General features: G+C 35.3%; 24 protein-coding genes, 1 pseudogene and 3 riboswitches. Of the genes and pseudogenes, 14 read left to right on the top strand and 11 right to left on the bottom strand.

Features of this window, described 5'->3' with window-relative positions:
* The first annotated feature begins 22 nt into the window (after positions 1–22).
* From dapA to ILYOP_RS13600, 4 genes are read left to right on the top strand one after another with little or no spacing between them, the layout of a single operon-like run.
* Positions 23–904, top strand: coding sequence for a 4-hydroxy-tetrahydrodipicolinate synthase (dapA, locus tag ILYOP_RS13615; RefSeq protein ID WP_013389080.1), 882 nt, complete (start codon positions 23–25; stop codon positions 902–904).
* 6 nt (positions 905–910) lie between these two features.
* The gene (gene dapB, locus ILYOP_RS13610; protein ID WP_013389079.1) at positions 911–1675 is read left to right on the top strand and encodes a 4-hydroxy-tetrahydrodipicolinate reductase; all 765 of its coding nucleotides are present in this window, start codon (positions 911–913) and stop codon (positions 1673–1675) included.
* Between the two features lie 13 nt (positions 1676–1688).
* Positions 1689–2435 (top strand): 2,3,4,5-tetrahydropyridine-2,6-dicarboxylate N-acetyltransferase, encoded by a 747-nt coding sequence (gene dapD, locus ILYOP_RS13605; protein WP_013389078.1) that lies wholly within the window; start codon positions 1689–1691, stop codon positions 2433–2435.
* Positions 2414–3562: a pyridoxal phosphate-dependent aminotransferase gene (locus ILYOP_RS13600; RefSeq protein WP_013389077.1), complete on the top strand. Its 1149-nt coding sequence runs from the start codon at positions 2414–2416 to the stop codon at positions 3560–3562. The genes dapD and ILYOP_RS13600 overlap by 22 nt, the downstream gene beginning before the upstream one ends.
* Positions 3563–3657: 95 nt before the next feature.
* On the opposite strand, the gene ILYOP_RS13595 is transcribed toward ILYOP_RS13600, so the two are convergent.
* Positions 3658–4596 (bottom strand): pseudouridine-5'-phosphate glycosidase, encoded by a 939-nt coding sequence (locus tag ILYOP_RS13595; protein WP_013389076.1) that lies wholly within the window; start codon positions 4594–4596, stop codon positions 3658–3660.
* A complete protein-coding gene (locus tag ILYOP_RS13590) occupies positions 4572–5684 on the bottom strand; it encodes a PfkB family carbohydrate kinase (RefSeq protein WP_013389075.1) in 1113 nt (370 codons plus the stop codon). The genes ILYOP_RS13595 and ILYOP_RS13590 overlap by 25 nt, the downstream gene beginning before the upstream one ends.
* A 245-nt stretch (positions 5685–5929) precedes the next feature.
* On the opposite strand from ILYOP_RS13590, the gene ILYOP_RS13585 reads away from it, so the two are divergent.
* From ILYOP_RS13585 to ILYOP_RS13570, 4 genes are all read left to right on the top strand, one after another.
* Positions 5930–6331 carry a PhnA protein gene (locus tag ILYOP_RS13585; RefSeq protein ID WP_013389074.1) on the top strand — a complete coding sequence of 134 codons (402 nt, stop codon included), beginning with the start codon at positions 5930–5932 and terminating at the stop codon, positions 6329–6331.
* 584 nt (positions 6332–6915) lie between these two features.
* Positions 6916–7755: an ABC transporter substrate-binding protein gene (locus tag ILYOP_RS13580; protein WP_013389073.1), complete on the top strand. Its 840-nt coding sequence runs from the start codon at positions 6916–6918 to the stop codon at positions 7753–7755.
* Positions 7745–8476, top strand: coding sequence for an ABC transporter permease (locus tag ILYOP_RS13575; protein WP_013389072.1), 732 nt, complete (start codon positions 7745–7747; stop codon positions 8474–8476). Before ILYOP_RS13580 ends, ILYOP_RS13575 begins: the two co-directional genes overlap by 11 nt.
* Positions 8473–9177 (top strand): ABC transporter ATP-binding protein, encoded by a 705-nt coding sequence (locus ILYOP_RS13570; RefSeq protein ID WP_013389071.1) that lies wholly within the window; start codon positions 8473–8475, stop codon positions 9175–9177. The genes ILYOP_RS13575 and ILYOP_RS13570 overlap by 4 nt, the downstream gene beginning before the upstream one ends.
* A gap of 37 nt (positions 9178–9214) precedes the next feature.
* Here ILYOP_RS13570 and ILYOP_RS13565 read toward each other — a convergent pair whose 3' ends face one another.
* On the bottom strand, positions 9215–9496 hold the full coding sequence (locus ILYOP_RS13565; RefSeq protein ID WP_013389070.1) for a DUF1540 domain-containing protein: 282 nt from the start codon (positions 9494–9496) through the stop codon (positions 9215–9217).
* Positions 9497–9764: 268 nt separating this feature from the next.
* Here ILYOP_RS13565 and ILYOP_RS13560 point away from each other — a divergent pair, with 268 nt between their 5' ends.
* Positions 9765–11102 carry a rhodanese-like domain-containing protein gene (locus ILYOP_RS13560; RefSeq protein WP_013389069.1) on the top strand — a complete coding sequence of 446 codons (1338 nt, stop codon included), beginning with the start codon at positions 9765–9767 and terminating at the stop codon, positions 11100–11102.
* Between the two features lie 41 nt (positions 11103–11143).
* On the opposite strand, the gene ILYOP_RS13555 is transcribed toward ILYOP_RS13560, so the two are convergent.
* Positions 11144–12538 (bottom strand): dihydrolipoyl dehydrogenase family protein, encoded by a 1395-nt coding sequence (locus ILYOP_RS13555; RefSeq protein WP_013389068.1) that lies wholly within the window; start codon positions 12536–12538, stop codon positions 11144–11146.
* A gap of 53 nt (positions 12539–12591) precedes the next feature.
* Positions 12592–13653: a threonine aldolase family protein gene (locus ILYOP_RS13550; protein WP_013389067.1), complete on the bottom strand. Its 1062-nt coding sequence runs from the start codon at positions 13651–13653 to the stop codon at positions 12592–12594.
* A 115-nt stretch (positions 13654–13768) separates the two neighbouring features.
* Positions 13769–13833: riboswitch (glycine riboswitch) on the bottom strand.
* 2 nt (positions 13834–13835) lie between these two features.
* A riboswitch (glycine riboswitch) is annotated at positions 13836–13913 on the bottom strand.
* Positions 13914–14112: 199 nt separating this feature from the next.
* Here ILYOP_RS13550 and ILYOP_RS13545 point away from each other — a divergent pair.
* Positions 14113–14856 (top strand): HNH endonuclease, encoded by a 744-nt coding sequence (locus ILYOP_RS13545; RefSeq protein ID WP_013389066.1) that lies wholly within the window; start codon positions 14113–14115, stop codon positions 14854–14856.
* Positions 14857–14963: 107 nt separating this feature from the next.
* On the opposite strand, the pseudogene ILYOP_RS13540 reads toward ILYOP_RS13545, so the two are convergent.
* The 3 genes and pseudogenes from ILYOP_RS13540 to ILYOP_RS15360 all read right to left on the bottom strand — a co-directional run bounded on the left by ILYOP_RS13540 (position 14964) and on the right by ILYOP_RS15360 (position 17449).
* Positions 14964–15911: pseudogene (locus ILYOP_RS13540) on the bottom strand (SDR family oxidoreductase).
* Positions 15912–15947: 36 nt separating this feature from the next.
* Positions 15948–16739, bottom strand: a complete 792-nt coding sequence (locus ILYOP_RS13535; RefSeq protein WP_013389064.1) for an EFR1 family ferrodoxin — start codon at positions 16737–16739, stop codon at positions 15948–15950.
* Positions 16740–16861: 122 nt separating this feature from the next.
* Positions 16862–17449 carry a TetR/AcrR family transcriptional regulator gene (locus ILYOP_RS15360; RefSeq protein WP_013389063.1) on the bottom strand — a complete coding sequence of 196 codons (588 nt, stop codon included), beginning with the start codon at positions 17447–17449 and terminating at the stop codon, positions 16862–16864.
* A gap of 187 nt (positions 17450–17636) precedes the next feature.
* On the opposite strand from ILYOP_RS15360, the gene ILYOP_RS13525 reads away from it, so the two are divergent.
* Positions 17637–19031: a phospholipase D-like domain-containing protein gene (locus ILYOP_RS13525; protein WP_013389062.1), complete on the top strand. Its 1395-nt coding sequence runs from the start codon at positions 17637–17639 to the stop codon at positions 19029–19031.
* A 133-nt stretch (positions 19032–19164) separates the two neighbouring features.
* A riboswitch (purine riboswitch) is annotated at positions 19165–19262 on the top strand.
* A gap of 71 nt (positions 19263–19333) precedes the next feature.
* Positions 19334–20617 carry an NCS2 family permease gene (locus ILYOP_RS13520; protein WP_013389061.1) on the top strand — a complete coding sequence of 428 codons (1284 nt, stop codon included), beginning with the start codon at positions 19334–19336 and terminating at the stop codon, positions 20615–20617.
* 132 nt (positions 20618–20749) lie between these two features.
* Here ILYOP_RS13520 and ILYOP_RS15910 read toward each other — a convergent pair whose 3' ends face one another.
* Complete coding sequence (locus tag ILYOP_RS15910) at positions 20750–21415, bottom strand: leucine-rich repeat domain-containing protein (RefSeq protein ID WP_041921301.1); 666 nt, start codon at positions 21413–21415, stop codon at positions 20750–20752.
* 55 nt (positions 21416–21470) lie between these two features.
* Here ILYOP_RS15910 and ILYOP_RS15905 point away from each other — a divergent pair, with 55 nt between their 5' ends.
* The gene (locus ILYOP_RS15905; RefSeq protein WP_013389060.1) at positions 21471–22142 is read left to right on the top strand and encodes a hypothetical protein; all 672 of its coding nucleotides are present in this window, start codon (positions 21471–21473) and stop codon (positions 22140–22142) included.
* Positions 22143–22398: 256 nt separating this feature from the next.
* On the opposite strand, the gene ILYOP_RS13505 is transcribed toward ILYOP_RS15905, so the two are convergent.
* Both ILYOP_RS13505 and ILYOP_RS13500 read right to left on the bottom strand, forming a co-directional pair.
* On the bottom strand, positions 22399–24873 hold the full coding sequence (locus tag ILYOP_RS13505; RefSeq protein ID WP_013389059.1) for a CoA-disulfide reductase: 2475 nt from the start codon (positions 24871–24873) through the stop codon (positions 22399–22401).
* A 21-nt stretch (positions 24874–24894) separates the two neighbouring features.
* A complete protein-coding gene (locus tag ILYOP_RS13500; protein WP_013389058.1) occupies positions 24895–25113 on the bottom strand; it encodes an AbrB/MazE/SpoVT family DNA-binding domain-containing protein in 219 nt (72 codons plus the stop codon).
* Positions 25114–25493: 380 nt separating this feature from the next.
* Here ILYOP_RS13500 and ILYOP_RS13495 point away from each other — a divergent pair, with 380 nt between their 5' ends.
* Complete coding sequence (locus ILYOP_RS13495) at positions 25494–25949, top strand: hypothetical protein (RefSeq protein ID WP_013389057.1); 456 nt, start codon at positions 25494–25496, stop codon at positions 25947–25949.
* Positions 25950–25958 lie beyond the last annotated feature (9 nt).

Genomic DNA, 25958 nt, shown 5'->3' with positions numbered 1-25958 from the left:
ACTCAATGAAGGAGGAAATATAATGTTTACAGGATCAGGAGTAGCTATAATTACCCCGTTTAAAAAAACTGGTGAAGTTAACTTTGAAAAACTTGCGGAATTAATAGAGTTTCACATTGAGAATAAAACAGATTCTATAATAATAACAGGAACTACAGGAGAGGCTTCGACACTTTCTGACGATGAGCACCTTGCTGTAATAAAATGTGCAGTGGATACGGTAAATGGTAGAATACCTGTAATTGCAGGGACAGGAAGTAACGATACGAGACACGGTATAGAGCTTAGCGTAGAGTCGGAGAAGCTAAGTGTAGACGGACTTCTTCAGGTGACTCCTTATTATAATAAAACTAATAAAGAGGGCCTTATCAAACATTTTGAAAAGATAGCTGAATCAGTAAATATTCCGATTATTCTTTATAATGTTCCAGGAAGAACAGGAATGAATATTCCTGTAGATGTAGTGGAACACCTTAGTAAAAATGATAAAATAGTGGGAATAAAAGAGGCAAGTGGAAATATCTCTTATGCTGTTGAGGTTGCAAGACTTTGTAATGATAATTTTGCAATGTACTCAGGAAATGATGATATAATAGTTCCGATACTTTCTATAGGTGGTAAGGGTGTAATATCTGTTGTGGCAAATATCTTACCAAAAGAAACTCATGACATGGTAGATCTGTTTTTAAATGGAGAAGTTGAAAAATCAAGAGAACTTCAGCTTTATTTAAAGCCGTTTATAGATTCTTTATTTATTGAGACAAACCCTATTCCAATAAAAAAAGCCATGAATTTAACAGGACATGAGGTAGGAGGACTAAGACTTCCTCTATATGAGATGAGTGAAGATGCCACTGCAAAATTAACAAAAGAGATGGAAAAAATTAATTTACTAAAGGGGTAGGTGATTATGAATATAGCAGTTTTCGGATACGGTATGATGGGTAAATTTGTCTGTGAAGATGTGGCTTCTGCAGGTCTTCAAATAGCCGGAGTTATCGAAAAAAGAGATGGTGCTCAGGCAATGTCACCTGTGACAGAGGATATTCTTTATAAATCTTTAAATGATATAAAGGAAAAAGTCGATGTAATAATTGATTTTTCAAATCCTGCCAATCTTGATGAGATTTTGGAATATGCAATTGAAAATCAAATCGGGGCGGTAATTTGTTCAACTGGATTTACTGCTGAACAGCTAACTAAGATCAAGCAGGCCAGTGAAAAGACAGCGATACTTTTCTCGAGAAATATGTCCTTGGGAGTTAATGTTATATCAGAAGTATTAAAACAGATCACTCCAATTTTGGCCGATGCCTTTGACATTGAGATTATCGAAAAACATCACAATCAAAAGGTGGACTCACCATCTGGAACAGCAAAATTGTTTTATGATTCAATAAATGAGTCATTAAACGGTGAAAAAGAAGCTGTTTATGGCAGAGAAGGAATTGTGGGTAAAAGAACTAAAAAGGAAGTTGGAATTCACGCTATCAGAGGTGGAAGTATAGTCGGAGAGCACAGCATTATTTTTGCAGGGCAAGATGAAATTATTGAGCTGAAACATGAGGCTCTTTCTAAAAGAATTTTCTCTCAAGGTTCTGTTAAGGCGGCAAAATTCTTGGCAGGTAAAGCACCAGGATTTTATACAATGAAAGAAGTTTTAGACATAAAATAAGGAGGAATAAATAGTGAGTTTAAACACAGCACAAGAAATAATCAAATTTATCAAGGATTCTAAAAAATCAACACCTGTAAAGGCATATCTTAAAGGTGAGATGGAAGGTATAAACTTTTATTCTTGTAAGGTATTCTGCGAAGGGAATACAAGAATAATAATGGGAGACTGGGATGAAGTAAAGAAAATCCTAGACGAGAACAAAGACAAAATAGAGGACTATTACCTTGAAAATGATAGAAGAAACTCAGCAATACCAATGTTAGATCTAAAGGATATCAATGCGAGAATTGAACCAGGATCAGTAATCAGGGACAAGGTTTCAATAGGAAACAATGCAATAATCATGATGGGAGCTTCAATCAATATAGGGGCTGTAGTCGGAGACGGAACTATGATCGACTTTAATGCTGTCTTAGGAGGAAGAGCTACAGTTGGGAATAATTGTCATATAGGAGCAGGAGCTATACTTGCAGGAGTTATAGAGCCTCCTTCAGCAGATCCTGTAGTAGTAGAGGACAACGTAATGGTTGGTGCCAATGCAGTAGTTCTAGAAGGAGTAAGAATAGGAAAAGGTTCTGTAGTAGCTGCAGGAGCAATAGTAACTGCAGACGTACCTGCAGGGGTCGTAGTGGCTGGAAGTCCTGCGAAGATCATTAAAAATGTAGATGAAAAAACAGAAGGAAAAACACAGATAATGGAAGATCTTAGAAATTTAAAAAGTAATAGGAGGAAGCAATGGAAGTCAATCAGAGAGTAAGAGAGATGGAGGTATCGATAATACGTCAGATTGCTCAGAAGTGTGCAAAAATACCTGATAGTATTAACCTCACTATCGGAGAACCTGATATAAAAACTCCAGAAATAATAACTCAAAAAACAGCAAAATACATGATGGAAAATCAGCTCTCTTATGCTCCTTTGGGAGGGGTTCCTGAATTAAGACAGGAGATAGCTTCTTTTTATAAGAAAAAATATAATATAGACTACAGTGCAGACGAAGTATTGGTAACTGTAGGTTCTACAGAAGCTCTTTCTACCACTCTCAAAGGAATTCTAACTGAAGGAGATGAAGTGGTAGTTGTACTTCCTGCTTTTTCTCTTTATGAAGCTCTTCTGAAGATGTACGGGGCTAAGGCTGTATTTATAGATACCAGCAAAAATAATTTTAAGCTGACTCCAGAGATGTTAGAAGAGGCAATAACTGACAAGACCAAGGCTGTAATATTAAATTATCCAACAAATCCAACGGGAGTTATACTCTCTAAAGAGGAGACGGAAAAAATAGCTGCAGTATTGGAGAAAAAGAAATTATTTATAATTTCTGATGAAATATATAGTGAGCTGGTTTTTTCAGGAGAAGAATTTTATTCTATCGCCAGATGTAAAAATGTAAAAGACCAGGTAATTGTGATCAATGGATTTTCAAAATCCCACTCTATGACAGGGTGGAGAGTAGGATATCTGATGACCCATGCAAAATTTAGAAAAGAACTTATAAAGGTTAGCCAGTACACTGTAACCTCACCTTCAACCTTATCTCAAATTGGAGGTATGATTGCCTTAAGAGATGCCTCAGATGTGAGTAGTATAGCAGCTGAATACGAAGAGAGGGCAAAACTCATATGCTCTAGACTAGATGCTATGGGATTTGATGTGGTTATGCCAAAGGGTGCTTTTTATGTTTATGCAGGTTACAGCAAAATAAGCAGCAAGGATTCTTTGGATTTTGCACTAGAAATTCTTGAAAAGACTGGGGTAGCTTTAGTTCCAGGGAAGGCTTTTTCAACTGAAGGATATATCAGAATAGCCTGTACTAAAGAAAAAGAACTTCTAAAAAAAGCAATGGATAGAATGGAAAGCTATATAAAAGAAATAAACCTTTAGTAAAAATTTGTAAACAGAGAAAAAAGGGTTAAAAAATTCGGGGGAATTTAAATATAGAAAAGGCTGTCTCATTAGAGACAGCCTTTTTGAGTGTTTTAGTATTTAACATGATTTAGAGCTGCTAATTCTTTTGAGATTTCAGCTGCTAATTTAGCGTTGTTGTATACAAGTTGTATATTTGATTCGAGAGATTTACCTTCAGTAAGTTCTTTTACTTTCGCAAGAAGGAAAGGAGTAGATTCTTTACCTTTTATATTCTTTTTTTCTGCTTCTATAAGGGCATTTTCTATTACATGGGTGATAAGCTTATTATCCATTGAGTACTCTTCTGGAATAGGGTTTGCTATGACCATCCCCCCATTTAGTCCTAGTTCCCATTTGGCTTTTAGTGCCAGGGCGATCTCTTTTGGATTATCCACCTTGTAGTCCACTTTAAATCCACTTTTTCTTGTGTAAAAAGCAGGGAGTTCATCTGTCTGATATCCTACTACAGGAACACCGTTTGTTTCAAGATATTCTAAAGTAAGACCAATATCAAGGATGGATTTGGCTCCGGCACATACGACTGCCACATTGGTATTTGCAAGTTCCTGAAGGTCTGCCGATATGTCAAAGGTAGTCTCAGCTCCCCTGTGAACCCCCCCTATACCTCCAGTTGCAAAGATTCTTATCCCTGCAAAAGATGCTATAATCATGGTAGATGCCACAGTAGTAGCTCCTGTAAGTTTCTTAGATATAATAAAAGGCAGATCCCTTCGGCTTGTTTTTACTGCATCTAAGCCTGTTTTCCCAAGGAAATCAATCTCATCTTTGGAAAGTCCTACTTTGAGTCTACCGTTTAAGATGGCTATGGTAGCGGGAATAGCACCGTTTTCTCTTATTATCTTTTCAACATTTAAAGCAGTTTCTACATTTTCCGGATAAGGCATTCCGTGTGATATGATTGTGGATTCTAACGCCACCACAGGCGTACCTTTTTCTAAAGCTTTTTCTATTTCCGGGGATATGTCTAAATATTTTTCATAGAATTGCATCTTTTGACCTCCTTAAAAATTTTATTAATCTTGTCTATGTTAAGATTGTTTTCTCTGTCTTTTCCATTGGTGAGGACTGCTATACTAGCAGAGACACCGTAAATTGCCTGTTTTTTTATATTCTCTCTTTCGGATTTGCCGTAAATCACACCGGCTATAAATGCATCTCCGGCTCCGGTAGCTGTTGTGACTTCGATTTCAGGAGGTTTTATAAATCCTTTATCACCACCGTTGAAATAATAAACGCCCTCTTTTCCAAGGGAGATAAATATATTTTTGACGCCTTTTTCAACAATTATTTCTGCTGCTTTTTCTACATCCTGTTTTGTGTTTATGTTTATTCCGCTCAGTTCTTCGGCCTCTATTTTATTTGGCTTTAATGTATCAATATATGGTAGTAGATTTTTTATTTTTTTGGATTTTTCCAATGAAACTGTGTCTACTATGAATTTTGTTTTTATAAAGTTTTTTAATATGTATTCCAGTGTTTCAAAAGGTATATTTGTGTCGACAACACATAGAGAGGAACCCTGAATCACAGAAGCCCTTTTAGTTATAAAAGAGATATCCATTTTAGTCATTATATCCATATGGGAGATAGCTACGGCCATATCTTTATTCTTATCTAGTATAGAGATATACGTAGATGTGGATTTTCCCTGAAGAGAGAGAGAATAAGAAGTATCTATACCCTTTTTACGACAGTAATCTAAAAGATCATTTCCGTGAGAGTCATCTCCTACAAGGGTCAGAAGCTTGGTGTCTATTCCTATTTTGGAGATGTTCTCTGCTATATTCCTTGCCACTCCTCCAAAGGATTTATTTACGATTCCCGGATTGGAATCTCTCATTTTAAGGCTTCCTATGGGAGTTCCCTCTATATCTATATTTGCACCTCCGAGAACAGCAGTATAGGGTGCATCTTTTAACACATATCCCTTCCCCAAAATATATCCTTTTTTCATTAGATTACTTATATGTACAGCTACTGAGGATCTTGCAATTTTCAGTCTTTCTGATATCTCTTCCTGAGATACCAGAGGATTAGAATTTATGAGATCAAATACATCTTTTTCACGATCGGTCATATGCCCTCCTCTAACAATAAAGTTTACAACATAAACATATGTTTATTATAAGGTTGAATCTGTTTTTTTTCAAGTTTTTTTTAGTTTAACAATATATTGAATCAAAATTATAGATAAATTTAACACAAAAATTTAAAATTTAAGTTATAATGAATTTATAAATAATTTTAGAATTTTAAACTCAGAAATTTTTGATTTTAAATATTATCAACAGAATAAAAATATAGTTGTCAAGGAGGCAAAACATGGCAAAGGGTTTAGATAGAGACAGGGAAAGAAAAAGCAAGGTACTATTTTTTGGAAAAGACCTGGCAAGACGATCAAAATCAAGCTGCGAACTTTGTGAAGCTAAAAATGAAAGTCTGAAAATTTACGAGGTACCGCCGATAAATGAAGAGCCTCAGTTTGAGCAGTGTATGTTTATATGTGAGCAGTGCAGTAAAATACTTGATAATCTTAACAAGGCTGGAGAAAATGATCTGAGATTTTTAAATTCTGCCGTATGGAGTGAGGTACCTATTGTAAAAGCTGTGGCGATTTATGCCTTGAGAAAGATAAAAGACAAGTATACCTGGGCAGAAGAAACTCTAGAGACAGTTTATATAGAGGAAGAAGTAGAGTCTTTACTTGAAAAAATAGAGATTTGATGTTTTTATAAACTACTGACTTTATCCAAAACCTGTGTTACTTTCTTTGCTTGCCCAAAGAAAGTAACCAAAGAAAAGGCACCCCTAAAAAATACCTAAAATCCCTTCTGAACTAACTTTCTATTGAAATATAGTCGGTAAACCTCCTTATTTCAATGAAAGTGGATTTCACAAGATGATTTCTTAACGGTATTTTTTAAAGGGGGAATTCAAAATTTTCAAATGACTTTTTTTTAATCTTTTGAAATTCTTTTGGCATTGACAAAATAAGCGTTAAGAATGACTGAGAGAAATCTCTAGAAAAAATCAACTATCTGAGCGAAGCGAGTGACCATAAAATAACGAGTTATACGAGTATATTTTATGGTTCTCAGAAACTTAATTTCTGAGTTTCATTATTCTTATTAGATTTCCGAAGGCATTTAGCTTATTTTTCACAGGCCTTGATTTTTGGTTATGCCCTGACCGAAGGGAGGAAACACTCTTGGGGTGCTTTTCATTAAGAAAAAGTAACGGAAGTTTGTGTAAATTCAATAATTTAACTTAAATCAAAAATAATAGATAACTGTAACAGGGGGAAGAACATGAAGAAAATAATTGCATCTGTTTTTATGATTGTGTCACTTGCTGTATGGGGTTTAGAAATAGATGCTCCTAAAGCACCACCTAGCATACCGTTGCTGGCTATAGAGGATATAAATATAAACTTTTATCAAAATGTCTCCACAGAGGTTGTTCCAAAGATAATAAGAAAAAAAGGTGAACTTTATATAATTCCTGTAAATGTCGCGGCGACACTGTATAATAAAGGGGTAGACATCAGACTTTTAGGAATTACAAGCAGGGGACTTTTATCTTTTTTATCAAAGGATATAGAAAAAATAGTGGATCTAGAGGGAAAGAAACTTTATATAGGAGGACAGGGATCTTCTCCAGATGTAGTTATGAAAAATATTCTGGAAAAGAAAAACATTTCCCTTGATATAAGTTATAGATCTTCAGGGGAGATTGCAAAACTTGCCATGGCAGGAAAAATAGATAACCTGGTTCTTCCGGAACCACTGGCTACAATGGTTCTTTCTAAAAATAAAAATTTTAAAAGAGTGACAGAGCTAAAGGATCTATGGAAGGGAAAAGAGATTCCCCAGGTAGGGATATTTGTTATGGGTAAAGTATATGATGAAAACCCTATAGAGGTAGACAAAATTATAGAGAAGTACAAAAAGGCTCTTGAAAGAAAAAACGAAGTAAAACTTCTGGAAAGAGCAATCGAAGAATTTTCTTTGAAACTAAGTATAGGGGACCTAGAAGAATCTGTTAGATATATGAATCTCACCTTAGATACAGGATGTAAAAAGTCTGTAGAGCACTATCTAGATGCTTTGGGGATAAAACTTCCTGGAGATGAATTTTATGCCTGGTAAAAATTTTAAAGGAATAATTTTCCTTTTGATAGTATGGCAGGGGATCTCTATGAAGTTAGATCCTCTTATTTTGCCCTCTCCAATAAGTATTCTAAATGTTTTTAGAAATAATATACTGACTGGAAAAGGTATTGCAGAAACATGCATCACCTTATACAGATTTTTTATGGCTTATTCAGTTTCAGTATCGTTGGGAATTCTCTGTGGAATGCTTATTTTTAAAAACAGCACAGTAAAAAGTTTTTTATGGCCATTTATAACCATACTTCAGTCTACTCCTGTTATATCATGGGTTCTCTTGGCCTTACTTTGGTTTCCCTCTGAAATTATCCCTTATTTTATCCTGGGTATCTTTACACTTCCAGTGATAATAATAAATACATTTAACGGTCTTATGAGCACCGATGAAAAACTGCTGGAAATGGCCTCGGCCTACGGGATAGAGGAAAAACAGGTGTTTTCAAAAATAATGCTGCCCTCTATGCTTTCTTCTCTCATGGGGGGGATAAAGATAACTGCTAATTCTTCTTTGAAAGTCTTGGCAACAGCAGAGATTATAGGTCGTCTGCCAAGAGGTATAGGGGGGGAAATGAATACAGCCTGGATAAATATAGAGACAGACTCCCTGCTGGCATGGACAATATATCTTATAATTCTCACAGGTTTACTGGAAAAACTCATTAGTAAAGCTATAAAAATAAAGTGGGGAAGATATCTATGATAAAAGTAGAAAATATTTATAAAAATTATGACTCTAAAGTAATCATGAAAGATTTTAATATAAATTTTGAAAAAAATAAGGTTTCTGTTTTGTTGGGGTCTTCAGGATGTGGGAAAAGCACTCTTTTCAATATGTTGTCTTCACTGGACAAGGAGTATAGGGGCAAGATTCTTATAGACGGCAAGGTCAGTTATATTTTTCAGGAGGACAGGCTCATTCCATGGCTTACAGTCGAGGAAAACCTCAGTCTGATATCCTCACAGGAAAAAGATATAAACGGTGTTTTGGAGAAATTTCATGTGGAGTCTAAGGCAAAAACCCTTGCAAGGAATCTGAGCGGGGGGGAAAAACAGAGGGTATCTATAGCCAGGGCTTTTTACCACGGTGGAGAAATTATTCTTATGGACGAGGCCTTGAGGTCTTTAGATATGCTTTTAAAACTAAAAATTATAGAAGAAATATCTGACAATATAAGCCATGAGTCAAAAACCATGGTAATAATAAGCCATGATATACAGGAAGCTCTGCTTATAGGTGACAGAATATTTATTTTAGATAAAGATCCTATGAATATAGTTGAGAGTTATGATATAAATACACCTAGAAAAAACAGAATTTTAAAATCCGGAGAGCTTTTAGATCTTGAGAAAGAAATTTATCAAAAACTTTTGGGTGAAAAAAGCAAAATGCTGTCTGAATAATATCAGACAGCATTTTTTAGCTTAGGAAAGGCAAAGATTATTTTTTGTGATAAGTTTTACAATCTACATGGTCACCGACAATAGACATATGAACACCTGTAGACATACATTCGTAGGACTTGTTAAAAGAACATTCTGAAACTTTACAAGAACCTACTCCACCGATAACATCGTCAAAACCACCTTTTGACGCTCCAGTCATAAAAGTATCGCATAGAGGCTCTTTATCCCCTATATTTACAGCCAGAGTATGACATTTCTTATCCTTGTTATAAATACAGTTGACAGCATCACAATCCAAAACTTGAGACATTTTCATGTCCTTTTCACCTCCGTAGCCTTTCCTGTTATATTTTACAGTTTCATATAAAAAATTCCTCCTGAAAATAAAAAATACTTTTGAACTTAGTACTTGGAACAAAAGAGATACGCCCCTATGTTAATTGACAAAACACAAAAAAATGATACAATGATCAGTGCAGCCTTATTTAATCAAATTGAATAGACAATATTTTTTTTTAAGTTTGATAAAAATTAACAGAGTAATAAAAATATTAATATAATTAATCTTTAAGGGAGGAATAACATTGAAAAAAATACTACTAGTACTTTCAGTAATGCTTTTTGTTATAGGATGTAGCAATAAGTCTGAAAATCCAGGAGAAGTCTCAAAAAAAATTGAGGTTTTATCCACAAGAAAGGTGAAGAAAAGCTTAAAAAACCAAAACACAGTGCTTATCGACACCAGAAGTTATGATGAATATAATGGCTGGGACATCAAAGAAACAGGGATACAGGGTCATATTTCCGGGGCCTACAATCTTCCTGCTAGTTCTCTAGAGCACGGAGATATAGAGGATTTTCTTGATAGAAAGGGAATAACAAAAGATAATGAGATAATCTTATACGGTGACGATATAAGTATGTCAGAGGTACTTTCTGATAAGGGATACAATGTATATGTATATGAAAAAGGAATAAAAGAATGGACTGAGAAAAAAAATTCCATCGAAAAACTTCCAAAATATGAATCTCTTGTGCCTGTGAGTTGGGTAAAAAAACTCCTAGAAGGTAAAGAAGTTCCTGAATATGACGGAAGACCTGTAAAGGTCATTAATGCAGGATGGGGAAAAAAGGGTAAATTTCATAAAAATGGACATATTCCAGGTTCTTATTATGTTCATACAGGTTGGTTTGAAGTTGGGCCTCTATGGAATAGAGTAAGTGACGAAAATATAAAAGCCGAGCTTGAAAAATTAGGAATAACAAAGGAAACTCTGGTAATTGTTTATGGTGAGGACCCTATGCCGGCGGCGAGATTTGCTATAATATGCAAGTATGCCGGTGTTGAAGATGTGAGAGTTGTAAATGGAGGATGGAAAGCCTGGCAGGAAGCCGGATACTCTACAGAAGAGGGTATAGAATATCCTCAACCTGTAGATGATTTTGGTACAGAAGTTCCAGGAAATCCAGATATTATAATAGATTTACCTGAAGCTGAAAATTATTTGAAAAGCGATCAAAGCGACCTTGTAAGTATCAGAAGCTGGAAGGAATATATAGGAAAAACCAGTGGTTACGATTATATAAAACCGAGAGGAAGAATAAGAGGGGACAAATGGGGTATGGGTGGATCTGACCCTTGGCATCTAGAAGATTACCGTGCAGAGTATGGGACTTATATGAGACCATACAATGAAATCTTAGAGATGTGGGAAGATCTGAAAATAAATACTGATAAAAATATCGCATTTTACTGCGGTACAGGCTGGAGAGCCAGTGAAGTTCTTTTTTATGCAGATGCTATGGGATTAGATAAAGTATCTCTTTATGAAGGCGGATGGAAAGAATGGTCAGAAAATCCAGAAACAGAGAATGAAATTTTAAAGGGTGAACCTGAAAAGTTAAATGAAGAAAAATATTAATAAATAAAAACCCCTCCTAGTTAGGAGGGGTTTTTATTTGTCTAATGTTTTATGGACTTTATAAGGCTTACAACTGGATTATCCATCAATTTATCTACATAAGCTTTTTTGCCCAGTTTACTAAAAGCCTCTGCATATGTGGGATATGGATGAATTACCCCGGCAAGTTTATCTAGAGAGAGACCGTTTGATTTCATGGCCTGTATCTCGCATATCAGTTCTCCTGCCCTGTCAGCCAAAATCTGAGCTCCCAAAATCTTTTTCTTGTGATCACAGATAATTTTAACATTAAAAATATCATCTTTTTTTGTCTTTGCCCTGTCCAATTCATCTCTTTTCAAAGAATAGATATGAATATTGTCATGTTTTTCACGGGCTTCTTTCTCACTCATACCTGCACTGGCAAGCTCAGGCTGGGTGAATGTTGTCCAGGCTACATTAGAGTAGTCTATGGACTTTTTAAGAGGTGTAAGGGCGTTTTGCACCGCAATTATACCTTGATAATTGGCCATATGCGAAAACTGATATGGGCCTACAACGTCTCCTACAGCATATATGTTGTGGATGTTTGTCTCTAGATGTTTATCCACCTCTATACCCTTTTTGTTATATTCTATACCTGCATTTTCAAGCTTTAGAGATGCTGTCGAAGGTTTTCTCCCTACAGCCACTAGCATAGATTCTGCAGATAGTTCACTTTTTTGTCCATCTTTTTCCACAGTGAGGATTATAGTGTTATTGTTTTTTTTAACTTCCACAGCCTTTGTTTTAATGTGTATATTGACTCCTTCGTCTATTAGTTTTTCCCTTAAGATGTGTGCAAACTCCTGGTCCTCCCTAAAGAGAATATTATCTAACATCTCCACTAGATGAACTTCAACTCCGATACGGTTTAAAGCCTGGGCCATTTCCACTCCAATAGCCCCACCGCCTAGGATGATCATGGATTTCGGAATTTCTTCAAGGAGGAATAAAGATTCATTTGTAAGATATTCCACAGTATTTATACCAGGTATAGGGGGCACAAAGGGAGAAGACCCTGTTGCAATAATAATACTCTTACCGCTAAAGGTATTCTCCCCTATTTTTATAGTTTTATTTTCTGTAAATTCAGCCTCTCCCTCTAGAAAATTAATTCCAGTTTTTTCAAGGACTTCGGGAGTCTCATGAGAATAGACATCCTCAATTACTTTTTTTACATCTTTCATTATTTTTCTTGTATCAGGTACAAAGTCACAGTACTTTCTGGCTGAATTTATCTCTTTTGAAATATTTATAAGGGCTTTACTAGGAACACAGCCTGACCAGGTACATTCCCCACCAGTTCTGTTTTTTTCTATGAGAAGTACTGATTTGCCAAAACCCTTTGCAGTGATAGCGCATGTTAGTCCTGCTGCCCCTGCTCCTATAACAATGAGGTCAAAGTCAAAAGTCATTTTTATCCCTCCGTAAAAATTAGTTTTTCAGGGAAGGTCGATGCCTTTTTGTTTTACGAAGCACAGCACGTCCCTTCAGACAAATATATACTTTGTTTTTTTAACACATCCTCTAATTTATCCACAAAAATATCGATATCCTCTTCTGTTATATCAAATGACATTACAAATCTTGATTCTTTTTTGTATTCATTCCATAGGTAAAAGTATGAAAATTCCTGCATCTCTTCAACTGCATCCATAGGGATCTTAGCAAAGACAATATTTGCCATGACATCATTTGTCACTTCCACACCTAGATTTACAAGTTTTTTCTTGAGGTACTTTGCCATACTGTTGGCTTTAGATGCATTTGTATGCCATAAATTATCCTCTAAAAGTCCAAGATACTGGGCAGATATAAATCTCATTTTTGAGTGAAGCTGAAGATTTTGTTTACGAAGTCTAAAGAAGTCCTTTGCTAACTCTTTGTTGAAAAATACGATAGCCTCTCCAAACATAAGACCGTTTTTTGTACCTCCAAAAGACAGCACGTCTACACCACAGTCGGCAGTCATCTCTTTTAAAGAGCATCCTAAGGCTGCAGCAGCATTAGAAAGTCTAGTTCCGTCCATGTGCAGAAGCATGTTGTTTCTTTTTGCAAAGGCAGAAATATTTTTTATCTCTGCAGGAGTGTATACAGTTCCAAGCTCTGTAGCCTGAGTTATAGATATTATATGAGCCTCAGGTTTATGAATGGCGCCCTTAAAAGACAGGAATTTTTCAGCAGCTTTTATACTGAATTTTCCATCTTCAGATGGAACAGGCAGAAGTTGCATCCCAGTTATTTTCGAAGGTGCACCAGCTTCGTCCTGAAATATATGAGCTGTATCAGGGCATAGAACACAGGTAGCTCTTCCTTTCATAGCCTCTAGTGCCAGTACGTTACACCCGGTTCCATTGAATACGAAAAATACCTCTACATCTCCAAAAATCTCTTTAAATTTTTCTTTTGCTTTTATAGTTAGAGGATCCATACCATAGGCAAAAGCATGTCCTTGGTTTGCCTCCATAAGTTTTTCCATAATCTTTGGGTCTACCCCACTAAAATTATCACTCGCAAATGTTCTTTCCATCTTTATCCCCCCTAAAATTATCTATAATAAATATTTTACGACCAACAAAAAATCCGGATGAGATATAAAAAAAGGCTACAAAAAATGCAGCCTCTAGAAAACAAGTGATTGTTTTCCTCTGTCCATTGTACCTGAGAGTATTACTCCTTCGGCGACTGACTAAACAGTTCTCTCCAGAGGCTCGTCCAGAATAGGTCCTTTTACCTGAGAGTTTTACTCCTTCGGTGGCTGATTAATCAGCTCTCTCCCTATACCTTCGTCCGACTTTATTAAATTTTATTTATCGAAGTCATTCTATAGTATTTTATTCTAATTGTCAAAGAAAATTTGAAAAAATATTAAGTTTGGTACTTTAGTCCTAATTTTTTGGACAAGAATATTAAAAGGATAAACTAAAGCACTTTTGAATATTTTATTAATTGCCTTGGCAATATTGAGGTATATTTCAGGGGAGGTTTTATGATAAATGTTATTTTTTTCTGGATGGCAGTTTTTATAATAATTTTTATTTTTACAAGAAAGTCTAAATCTCCTTATGGAGATAAAAAAGATGGAGGGATTCTAGGTTCTGAGAAAATAAATTTCGATAACATAAAGAGAAAAGAGATAAAAGTATTTTTTGACGACAAGCTGACAGATTCTGAAAAGCTTAAACTTTACGGTATCTTTGAAAATAAGTGTTTTAAATGCAGTAGTACAGAGCATTTATCAATAGACCATCACATTCCAATTTCTAAGGGTTATCCCTTAAAGGATAAGGAAGCAGGTTTAAATGCAGTGGTTTTGTGTGAAAAGTGCAATAGAAAGAAGGGAGACACTCTTCCAGATGAGTATTACAAAAAGTATGAACTTATAAGGCTAGAAAATCTCGGAGTAAAAAGTCATCTTTACTATTCTTCCAAAAGGATAAAGGAGGTAGAAAAAAATCTGCTTTCATACAAACTGGATTTTTTGAGGGAGAGTATAGATAAAAAAGAGAAAATAAAATTTGTTTATTTAAACCAGGAGGAAATTTTGTTTACAAGGGAAGGTGTGGAAATACATCCCTTTAAGATTTCAGCAGAAAGAAAACTTTTGTATAGAGGCTGGATTAGAGAGTGGTATTTATTTTCAGAAGAAAACAGGGAAAGGCCTTTTAATATCCGATGGATCTATCATCTGGAAAGGTCTTCAGGGAGAATCAGTATAAAGAATAAATGTTAAAAATATTGTTGTTAGAGACATAAAAGGCTATTGCAGCATTAAAACTTTTGCAATAGCCTAAATTATCCTAAAAATACTTTTAGTTGGTCAACTAGGATTTTTATTAACTACAGCGGCCAGTTAAGAGACGTATTTTCCTCGGAAATCGTCCACAATTTAGCAGCCATTTCTCGATCTAGAGCTATCTCGTCCAAAAGACACTCGGCGACAGGGCCCACCATTTCAGATCGCTTTGTAGGGCCATACAGCCTTTCCGGTTCCAACCCCTCTTCCGTTGCACACATAACTTCTGGTCATGAGCCTCTTTCAGCTGATTGTGCGATAATACGAGAAAGTACAAACCACAAAATCTTATTGAAAGAACTAGCTGTGTCATTGAGTAAATTGGTTCGTGACGCCCCTGGATGGCAAACTTGAACCTGGACGCTCTTATTCGATGCTTTGATCCGACGCTGTAATTCGTAGGCAAACATCATCTGTGCAAGTTTACTCTGAGCATAAGAGTTCCAAGCAGTGTAATTTTTATCGAAATTAAGATCTTCGAACTTAATTCTCTTCAGTCCCATTTTATAGGCATTACTGCCAACGACCACGATACGCCCATTAGACTCTTCTACTCTGTCGAAAAGCAATCCACACAGAAGAAAATGTCCGTAGTGATTTACTCCTAGCTGGCTTTCAAATCCGTCGGCGGTGAACTTCTGTTTAGCTACCTGTGCAATAGCTGCGTTGCAGATAAGTGAGCTGATATGAGGAACTTTCTCTAGTATCTCAGCCGCTGCTTCACGTACAGAATCCAGCATTTCTAAATCCATTTGCACAAAGCTCACATCAGTATTATTTCCAAATTCCTGTTTTATAGTGGCGATAGCCGCATTTGATTTATTAACGTTACGGTTCATCATCACAACTTTTGCACCCTTAGACAGTAATATTTTAGTTGCTTCAAATCCTGCTCCAGAGGTGGCACCAGTTATAACATATGTCTTACCTGAGAGGGATCCGATTTGCTCCGGCGTCCATCCCTTTGCCCCGTATTTGTTTTGGATATTCATTGTTTAATCACCTTGCTTTCTAAATATTTTTTATTTTTAGCTATTGGCCTCTATAATTTCACTTACTCTGATATGGTGATGACGATATCTATTTCCGTTTACTTCACCTCTGATATGAATAGCTCTTGAGGGACAGTTTTGTATGCAAGCGAAGCACCCAAAGCACTTGTCTTGCAATGCTATCTTTTTATTCTCCTTATCTACTATGATATTATCAACTGGACATACTTTTGCACAAAGTCCACATCCCGTACAATTTTCATCTGTATAAACGTAGTTTTCAATCCCTTCACCATAAGTATGAATTTTTAACTGTTTTTTACTAAAGGGTTTTTTTCTCTTGTGCATAATATTGAAGGCTCCTTTTTGTAAGAAGTTTTCAGCTTTTATCCATTTTTTAGAGCTTGCAACATCAGCTTTGATAGTTATCAAGTTTTCTTCAGTTCCTTTTTTTCCTTTATTTGCAGCTTCCTTTTTCATATCGAATCCAGGGAGATAGTTATCCACCATTTTTATCGGATTAATATAAGAAAATTCATACCCTGTATTTTTGCTGATGTCTGTTAAGTGATTAGCTACTGCACCAGAATAAACACCATAAGTGGGAACGGCAAAAAGGTAGTCAGTATCAAATTTTGCTTTTCTTAAAAAATCTACGATATACGATGGAACTCCCCACCCGTAAACTGGAAATACAATTCCAATTTTTTCGTCAGTAAATTCAAATTTTTCCTCTTTAACCATTTGAGGTATAGATAATAATTCTCCCCCCAATGCTTTTGAAATATAGAGGCTATTACCAGTTGCTGTAAAATATAATATTTTCATTTTTAAATAAACTCCTTTAATTTATTTTAATCTAATACCTCAGAACTGTTTTGGTTTTTTGGTCAGAAAGATGTGAAAAATTTCCGACTTTATTAAAATTATTAATAAGTCGGATTTATTGATTACTGCTTTAGGCCTTTTATAATTATATCTATTATATAATCACTTTTTTTATCTAATTCCTCTCTTGAAAGAGAGTTTGAAAAAGGGGGGAAATAACTTTGAAGAGCAAAAGACATATTACCAATTAGCTCTAAAAGATCATCAAATATAAAGGCATCTTTCTCTTTTCCTGCTAATAAGATTTCCGACGAAATCTTTGTAATTTCTGCCATCTCCCCTTCATAACTCTGATCATTAATTTCACACTTACTTCTGTGCTGTCTTATAACATCAAATATATCAGCTGCATGTCTATTTGAATTGACAAAGTCATGACAGTTTAATATGAATGATTTTATAAATACTCTCAGTTTTTCCTCTGCACTATTTTCTTTTTCGATAACATCGTTAAGTTGAGATGCGATACTATTTGCCTCTTGAACAGCTAAATCTGAAACTATATCTCCTTTTGATGTAAAATAAAGATATACAGTACCTTTTCCGACGCCGGCAGCTTTTGCTATTTCATCAACGGTTGTCTTTTTAACTCCATATATTAAAAACAATTCCTTGGCCTTCTCTAAAATTTTAGTTTTCTTATCGTCCATCAAACCTCCTGACTGTTTTAGTTTTTTAGTCATTTTTTATTAGTGTAGCCTAAAGCAGAATAAAAGTCAACTGAGTTCTGAAAAAAGTATTAATTAAAAGATGCAGAAAAGATTTTGGAAAACTTGACACAGGGAATAAAAAAGGATAGAAAGATGGATTTTGAATAGCTTTTCAGGGGGAATTTTTATGGAAATTATGAAAAAATCAAATATAATTTATATTATATTACTTATAATGATTATGGGATGCACGAGGGTTCCAAAGGGGACATCAATAAAAGGCACTCCCTATTACACAGAGAAAGTTGATTTTCTTAAAGATATGACCTATATGAAAGACGGAGAAAGGCATGTAGAGCAGGAGATACTAGACTATGCTTTGGACATTATTGACAGTGCAGAAGACTTTATAGTTGTAGATATGTTTCTTTACAACAGTATATATGACAAAGATAAAGAATTTCCAGAGATAACAAAGAAAGTAACAGAGAAACTAATAGAAAAAAAGAAAGAGGGGCTTGAGGTCTACCTCATAACAGATGAAATAAACACCTTTTACAAGGTATATGATATATGGGAATTTCAGGTACTTAGAAAAGCTGGGATAAAAATAATAGAAACAGACATGACCAAGGTGAGAGACTCTAACATAACTTACTCAATACTCTGGAGGACAGTTTTTAAATGGTTTGGAACAGGAGGGATAGGCTGGGTGAAAAATCCATTTTCTGAAGATGCTCCCAAAGTCACAGTGAGGGGGTATTTAAAGCTTCTCAATCTAAAGGCAAATCACAGGAAGGTAGTAGTAAGTGAAAAAAAAGCCCTGGTGGCCTCTATGAATTTCCACGATGCCAGCGGATATCACTCAAATATAGGCTTTGGTGTGGAGGGGCCTGTTATAAAGGAGATTCTCACCAGCGAGATAGATGTGGCGAGTTTTTCAGGTGAAGATATCTCTCTTGAGATACAAAATCCAGAAGTGAAAGGCGGTGAGATAAAGGTAGCTCTCCTGACAGAGAAAATGATAGGTGAAAATATAGAGAATCTGATAAAAGCGTCTGAATCGGGAGACGAGATAAAAATAGGTATATTCTATCTAGGTGACAGGAGGATAATAAGGGAGCTAATAAATGCAGGAGAACGAGGAGTAAAGATAAAAATAATATTAGATGCGAATATAGAGGCTTTTGGAAGGCATAAAAATGGAATACCCAACAGGTTGGTGGCCTGGGAGCTCACTAAAAAAGGTGGTGAAAATATAGAGGTCAGGTGGTATAAAACATCGGGAGAGCAATTTCATTCCAAATTCATAATCAGTAACAAAAAAGATGAAGTGGCTATTATAGGGGGATCGGCTAACTTCACCAAGAGAAACATACAGGGATACAATTTAGAGACAGACCTGATGTTAGAGGCCTCTAAAAAAAATGAACTCTCATTGGCGGTGAATGTTTATTTTGATAATATGTGGGGAAATATAGGGGGTGAATATACTCTTCCCTACGAGGAAAAAGCAGATGAGTCCTATGTGAAATATTTTCTCTATAGATTTCAGGAATTCAGTGGATGGTCCACCTTCTAGAACTAGAAAATACAGGTCTTTATAAATTTCCATATATATATTTTTACCATAACGCAAAGCTATGTAAATTATCTGAACAGCAAATTCTATCAAATATAACTTGACAATATAACTAATCTTATAATAATATAAAGTGAAAAAATTGTGAAATCTCCATATAATCTTCTAATAAGGTGAAGAGTCTCTACAAGTCGCCGTAAACGACTTACTATGGCCATATACTTTTGGTTTTTTAACCATTCCAGGTGGCCCTTTAACAAAGGGCTTTTTTTATTTTTTAACTTTAGGAGGGTTTTGGTAAAATGGAGAAATTTTTTAAGTTGAAAGAACACGGAACAAATGTGAGACAGGAGGTAGTAGCAGGAATAACTACTTTTCTTACTATGGCCTATATTATTTTTGTTAATCCGGCAATATTAAGTGCTGCTGGGATGGATAAGGGCGCCCTTATCACTGTGACTTGTTTAGCGGCCTTTATCGGTACGGCTTTTGCTGGACTATGGGTAAATGTACCCTTTGCTATGGCACCAGGAATGGGGCTCAATGCATTTTTTACCTATACACTTGTTATGGGACACGGGGCCACTTGGCAAGAGGCCTTGGGAGTAGTATTTATTTCTGGAATAATATTTCTTATTTTGACATTTACCGGTTTCAGAGAAAAAATAATTGATGCAATACCGTCACAGTTAAGACTTGCTGTAGGAGCGGGGATAGGTCTTTTCATAGCCTTTATAGGTATGCAGAATATGGGGCTTATTGTTAGTAATCCTGCTACTTTAGTTGGACTTGGAGAGCTTAATCTACCTGTACTTCTTGGTCTTATAGGTTTGGCTGTAATGGGTTATCTTGAGATGAAAAGAGTAAAAGGTGGGATACTGGTAGGAATAATTGTAACTACGGTATTGGGAATTGTCTTCAAAGAAGTAGCATTACCTAGTAGCGTGATAGCAATGCCACCGAGTATAGCACCGATAGCATTTAAGTTAAATATACTAGGAGCACTTAAGATATCATTATTTGGTACTATTTTCTCTTTCATGTTCGTAGATTTATTTGATTCTGTAGGAACGATAATGGCATGTGCACATGAAGCTGAGATGATAGATGAAAAAGGTAAAATCCAAAATGTAAGTAAATTACTTGAAGCAGATGCCATGGCCACAGTTATAGGTTCTCTTTTAGGGACATCTACAACCACAACCTATGTAGAGTCTGCATCTGGAATTGCCGAGGGAGGAAGAACGGGACTTACTGCTATAACTACTGCAGTTTTATTCATTGTGGCCTTATTCTTTGCTCCTCTTATAGGGATTGTACCGGCTTTTGCAACTGCACCGGCACTTATACTTGTAGGAATATATATGTTCAAGAACCTTCTAGATATAGATTTTCATGATATAGAAGTTGCCATACCAAGCTTCCTTACAATTATACTTATGCCATTGACTTATAGTATATCCACTGGAATAGCTTTTGGATTTATATCTTATGTGGCTGTTTCTATTTTCTCAGGGGATCTGAAAAAAATAAAACCTACAATGTGGTTTATAGGAATATTATCTGTTGTAGAGTTAATATTCTAAATATAGATATAAAATGCACCTTGATGGAGAAATCTCTCCGTACATAGGTGCATTTTTTTATTTTAGAGAATTATGATTAAATTTTAGAAATTATAAGGATATTATATTTAGGATGTACAAAAGCATTTCAACTTATATTATGAGTTGAATTTTGTTATTGAATTTTCTTTTAATTTTTTTGATAACATTAGGAAAACTAGAAGAAGATATTACAGGGTTAGTATAATCATCTTTCTGAAAATAAATATCAAGCTCTTTATCTGGGACTGGAAGAAATTCCTCAAACTTTTCAAGAGAATATATTTCGTTACCGGCTATATTTAAGTACTCCAATTTATGTAACTTGGAAAAATCTATTTTATAGAGGGTTCTGATCATGTTTTCCTCTAAGTCTAATATTTCAAGATTTATAAAATTCTCGATTCCTCTCAAGTTTTTTATATCTTTTCCTTTGCAATAAAGTTCTGTAATTTTTTCTGCATCTTCAAAGGTTATTTTATCTGCAGTAGAAGTATATTCAGAAAAAGTTTGGATATTTTCCCAGACTGATGACTTAAGGTTTTTATCTGGGATAAATACATAGAGAACATCTAGATAGTTTCCTGGGACATTGGAAAAACTCAAAAATTGGAGATTTTTTAATTTTAAAAGTATTTCTAAATCAGATGCTGTAAGAGGATTTCCTCTTAGATAAAGTCTTTTTAAATTTGTGAGGTTTTCGATACCATCCAGAGACTGTATCTCATTGTTTTCTAAATTTAATACCTCTAAATCAACAAAGAGTTCGATACCATCCAAATTAGTAATAGAGCTGTTTGAAGCATTTAGGGAAGTTCTATTTTGTGCTTCACTTGTGGAGATATCACTGAAAGTAGAACTAATACTATTGCTTGATGATGAAATAGAATTATTAGAAGTATTAGAGCTGCTATCAGAACTAGAGGAACTACTGGAATCATCTGATGATGAATTAGAATCATTAGAAGTATTAGAGCTGCTATCAGAACTAGAGGAACTACTGGAATCATCTGATGATGAATTAGAATCATTAGAAGTATTAGAGCTGCTATCAGAACTAGAGGAACTACTGGAATCATCTGATGATGAATTAGAATCATTAGAAGTATTAGAGCTGCTATCAGAACTAGAGGAACTACTGGAATCATCTGATGATGAATTAGAATCATTAGAAGTATTAGAGCTGCTATCAGAACTAGAGGAACTACTGGAATCATCTGATGATGAATTAGAATCATTAGAAGTATTAGAGCTACTATCAGAACCAGATGAACTACTGGAATCATCTGATGATGAATTAGAATCATTAGAATTGGTAGAGCTGCTGTCAGAGCCCGATGAAGATGTGGTTGTCATATCTATACCTTCTGTTACAGAAAGAATGACGGTTTCGCCTGTTTTTTTATTTAATATTGTCTCAGTCCAGGCAGCCTCTATACCAAGACTTATTAATAAAAATACTGTTAAGATTATAAATTTTTTATACATGTTTGCTCCTCCCCCATGAGTTTTCATTTGCATTAAAGCAGATTGGTTATTCAGCTATTCTGAATTTCCACAAAAAAACCTTCTAAAAATATAATCATTTTTAAAAGGTTTTTTTGTGGAAATTATTTTTTAGCAAAAAAATAACTGAAAATAAAAAGCTTAAAATAAAGTCATGAGTCTATATGAAAATTAAAAGGACAATAAACTATATAGAGAGAGTTTACTGTCTTGGAGTTATTATATTTTGATTTGTAATAAGACCACTATTATTTTTGTTATATAAAGAGATTTGAATATGATTCTTGAGAATCTCCGAGATATGAGGCTACTCCTCCATAATCTATTTCATCTATGAGCTCCTCTTTGGCTATTCCCATGACATCCATAGACATAGTACAGGCAGTAATCTTTCCACCATTTTCAAGGTAGGTTTTCATTAGTTTTTCTAATGAATCTACATTTTTTTCTTTCATGACATATTTCATCATGGCTGTTCCCATTCCACCCATGTTCATTTTAGAAAGTTTTAGTTTATTGACACCCTTTGGCATCATCATTCCAAACATCTTGTCTATAACACCCTTGTTTTTATTTGTATAATTTTCCTTTCTTAAAGCATTTAATCCCCAGAAAGTAAAAAACATGCTTACTTTTTTACCCATTGCCAAGGCACCGTTTGCGATAATAAAACTTGCCAGGATTTTGTCTAGATCTCCGCTGAAGACTACCATAGTCTGGGTATCTTTTTCTGCTATAGGGGTTAGATTTTTTGATTCACTTCCTTTTTTTACATGGGCAGTAACTATACCATTTTCCAACTGGACGTCTAGAAGCTTGTTTCCAGTCTTTTCTGCCCAGGTAGCTATATCCTTTTTAAATCCGGTATCTGTTGATTTTATCGATAGGACTTCTCCATCTTTGATGGTTTCCATGGTTTTTTTTGTTTTTAGAATAGGTCCTGGACACTGGAGTCCACAGGCATCAACCTCTATAATCTTATTCATCTCTCTCTCCTCATCTATAAGTTCTGAGACTGTTCCGCAGCAGGAAGCCTCCTTATGCTTAAAGTCATTTATTTTTTCGAATACATCTCTGTTGCTTTGATCCATTACAGTATATTGCCAGAGTTTATAACCACCGTCGAGGTTCTTTGCCTTGAACCCGTGCTGTACGAGCATCCTGTACGCTATATAACCTCGAAGGCCAACCTGACAGTAGACAAGATACTCTTTATCTTTATCCAGCTTAGACAAGTTATCACGTAGTTCTGCAAGGTCGATATGCGTAGAATTTGGGATAGATCCCAACTCATTTTCATCTTTTGTTCTTATATCAAGAAGCTGGGCGTTGTTGTTTTTTAGATAATCTTCTATCTGGAAATAGCTTATTGTTTCCACTTCACCATTTATCATATTTTCAGCCACGTAGCCTAGAATATTTACCGGATCTTTTGCAGAGTTGTAAGGAGGTGCATAGGCCAATTCCAGGTCCTGAAGATCCCAGACTTTCATTTTACCTTTGATTGCAGTGGCTATGACATCTATTCTCTTGTCTACTCCTTTACATCCTAACCCTTGTGCCCCTAAGATATCTCCATCCTTTGTAAATATCAGTTTTAGGGTGATTGGAACCCCTCCTGGGTAATAACTGGCATGACTGTTTCTGTTTACAGTTGCCACCATATACTCTGTACCGGCATTTTTGAGATATCTTTCATTCAGACCTGTAGCAGCAACAGTGGTATCAAAAGCCTTAATTATAGACGTTCCCAGTGATCCGTTATATGCCTTTAAGTTTATTCCTAGCATATTGTCAGCCACTATACGACCCTGTCTGTTAGCAGGCCATGCCAGAGGAATAATGGATTCTTCACCGCTTAGATAGTGTTTTACCTCTATAGCATCTCCCACAGCATAGATATTTTCATCAGAAGTTTGAAGATACTTATTTACTGTGACTCCGCCTTTTTTTCCTGTTTCAAGGCCAGCTTCTTTTGCCAGGTCATTTTCTGGTTTTACCCCTATAGCCATTACCACCATGTCTGCGGTGATTTTTTTTCCGCTTTCTAATTTTACAACTGTCTTACCCTCTATATCCTCAAACTGGGTAACGCCGTCCTCTAGATAAAGTTCAACCTCTTTATCCTTTATGTTTTGATGCACCTGAGCAGCTATTTCTTCATCTACCATGGTGAGAACCTGGGGAGCTTTTTCTAATATAGAGACCTCTATATCCCTTTCAAGGAGATTTTCCGCAACCTCTATACCGATAAATCCGGCACCTACCACAACAGCTCTTTTCACACTATTTTTTTCGATATGACTAATGATACTGTCCATATCGTTCATGTTTCTCAGAGAGAAAATATTTGGAGAGTTTACCCCTGGAATAGGAGGTATAAATGGCGCTGCCCCTGGTGACAAAAGAAGTCTGTCATAGCTCTCTTCAAAGGTTTCTCCTGTTTTTAAATTCTTGGCGTAGACTTTTTTATTTTCTTTGTCTATTTTTGTTATTTCTGTCTTTATTTTTACATCGATGTTGAATCTAGTTTTCATTCCCTCGATTGTCTGAACAAGGAGGTTATCTCTTTCTTTTATAACCCCACCGATATGATAAGGCAGTCCACAGTTTGCAAAGGAGATATATTCCCCTCTTTCAAACATTACAATCTCTGCATCTTCATTTATTCTTCTAAGCCTCGCAGCAGCAGAAGCCCCCCCTGCGACACCACCTACTATTAATATTTTCATTTTTTTTCCCCCTTTGTCGGTCTATTCATCATTGGCGTTATTTAATATAAAATTTGCAAATTCCTTTAAATCCCCGGCCTTAAAAACGGTAATTCCCTTACTCTTGTCCCCTAAAACCACCAACTGGTCTCCAGGCTGTATATCAAAATAGTCTCTGGCCTTCTTTGGGATAACTATCTGACCTCTTTCTCCTACAGTTACTGTCCCACAGATACATTTTCCATCTTTGAATTCCAGCATAACTCCTCCTTTTCATATAATTCATACTTTTCATACAAATTATACATTCCTAATATGTTTTCGTCAATGCTTTTGTGAAAAATAGTAAAATCTTTTATCTTTTGCAAAATTATGTTGTATGAGATATATTTGTTTTAGGGTAGGGGTTAAAATTTATGAAAAAAATGATTAGAAGATTTCGTCACGAATTGACACTAATGAAAGAAAAAAATATTGTTATAAACAGAAAAACGATAAAAAACCCTTGGCCACAGAGGTCACAGAGTTTTAAAAGATGAGGCGCACAGAGAAAAATTAAAATTGCACAGAAAAAAGCGTTCGCACAGCCATATTTAAATTTTCAATATTTAATATCTTTTGAATTCCCTAGGAGATCAGTTATGAAAAAATTTTTATTATCTGTCATCATCTCTTCATTCTTAGTTTCGTGTATGACAGTAAAAAATGACAGAGCAATTAAATCAAAAGAAAGCAGTGAAAATTCTGTTTTACTTTCTGAAAAAATTACAGATATTGATCCGATTGATTATTTGAAAAGTTTAGCTATCAACCCGGATAATCCAGTTGTGGTAGAACCGGTTGATTCAAAAACATGGATCAAAGAAGAAGACCTTGCAAAATTAATGGCACAGATTGAGTCAGATGAACCTGCGTCACCTGTTGTTAGTATTTTAAGTTCATATTATCCTTTCAATAAGCAGTCCACAGTTGGAAACGAGGCTATGTTTATGGTCGAGGGATATATTGTGGGTCAGTATCCGCCCAAGTTATGTTCTGTATATTATTTTCATGTAGATGTAGATTATTATAGGGGATGGTGGAGTAGCCAAGAGTAATTCTGTTTT

It is taken from the genome of Ilyobacter polytropus DSM 2926 (genome assembly GCF_000165505.1).
Lineage (GTDB): Bacteria > Fusobacteriota > Fusobacteriia > Fusobacteriales > Fusobacteriaceae > Ilyobacter > Ilyobacter polytropus.
Note: the sequence above shows the minus strand (reverse complement) of the source record. Positions and strands in the feature narration are given on the sequence as shown.

Excerpts from the sequence above, each read along its gene's own strand:
- ILYOP_RS13505 (WP_013389059.1), bottom strand. The coding sequence starts at position 24,873 with ATGAAAATATTAATAGTAGGTGGTGTCGCAGGGGGGGCTTCTGCTGCT.
- ILYOP_RS13575 (WP_013389072.1), top strand. The coding sequence starts at position 7,745 with ATGCCTGGTAAAAATTTTAAAGGAATAATTTTCCTTTTGATAGTATGG.
- ILYOP_RS13570 (WP_013389071.1), top strand. The coding sequence starts at position 8,473 with ATGATAAAAGTAGAAAATATTTATAAAAATTATGACTCTAAAGTAATC.
- ILYOP_RS13545 (WP_013389066.1), top strand. The coding sequence starts at position 14,113 with ATGATAAATGTTATTTTTTTCTGGATGGCAGTTTTTATAATAATTTTT.
- ILYOP_RS15360 (WP_013389063.1), bottom strand. The coding sequence starts at position 17,449 with ATGGACGATAAGAAAACTAAAATTTTAGAGAAGGCCAAGGAATTGTTT.
- ILYOP_RS13600 (WP_013389077.1), top strand. The coding sequence starts at position 2,414 with ATGGAAGTCAATCAGAGAGTAAGAGAGATGGAGGTATCGATAATACGT.
- ILYOP_RS13580 (WP_013389073.1), top strand. The coding sequence starts at position 6,916 with ATGAAGAAAATAATTGCATCTGTTTTTATGATTGTGTCACTTGCTGTA.
- ILYOP_RS13595 (WP_013389076.1), bottom strand. The coding sequence starts at position 4,596 with ATGCAATTCTATGAAAAATATTTAGACATATCCCCGGAAATAGAAAAA.
- ILYOP_RS13495 (WP_013389057.1), top strand. The coding sequence starts at position 25,494 with ATGAAAAAATTTTTATTATCTGTCATCATCTCTTCATTCTTAGTTTCG.
- ILYOP_RS13550 (WP_013389067.1), bottom strand. The coding sequence starts at position 13,653 with ATGGAAAGAACATTTGCGAGTGATAATTTTAGTGGGGTAGACCCAAAG.
- ILYOP_RS13585 (WP_013389074.1), top strand. The coding sequence starts at position 5,930 with ATGGCAAAGGGTTTAGATAGAGACAGGGAAAGAAAAAGCAAGGTACTA.
- ILYOP_RS13555 (WP_013389068.1), bottom strand. The coding sequence starts at position 12,538 with ATGACTTTTGACTTTGACCTCATTGTTATAGGAGCAGGGGCAGCAGGA.
- ILYOP_RS13525 (WP_013389062.1), top strand. The coding sequence starts at position 17,637 with ATGGAAATTATGAAAAAATCAAATATAATTTATATTATATTACTTATA.
- ILYOP_RS13520 (WP_013389061.1), top strand. The coding sequence starts at position 19,334 with ATGGAGAAATTTTTTAAGTTGAAAGAACACGGAACAAATGTGAGACAG.
- ILYOP_RS13535 (WP_013389064.1), bottom strand. The coding sequence starts at position 16,739 with ATGAAAATATTATATTTTACAGCAACTGGTAATAGCCTCTATATTTCA.
- ILYOP_RS13500 (WP_013389058.1), bottom strand. The coding sequence starts at position 25,113 with ATGCTGGAATTCAAAGATGGAAAATGTATCTGTGGGACAGTAACTGTA.
- dapB (WP_013389079.1), top strand. The coding sequence starts at position 911 with ATGAATATAGCAGTTTTCGGATACGGTATGATGGGTAAATTTGTCTGT.
- dapA (WP_013389080.1), top strand. The coding sequence starts at position 23 with ATGTTTACAGGATCAGGAGTAGCTATAATTACCCCGTTTAAAAAAACT.
- ILYOP_RS13565 (WP_013389070.1), bottom strand. The coding sequence starts at position 9,496 with ATGAAAATGTCTCAAGTTTTGGATTGTGATGCTGTCAACTGTATTTAT.
- ILYOP_RS13590 (WP_013389075.1), bottom strand. The coding sequence starts at position 5,684 with ATGACCGATCGTGAAAAAGATGTATTTGATCTCATAAATTCTAATCCT.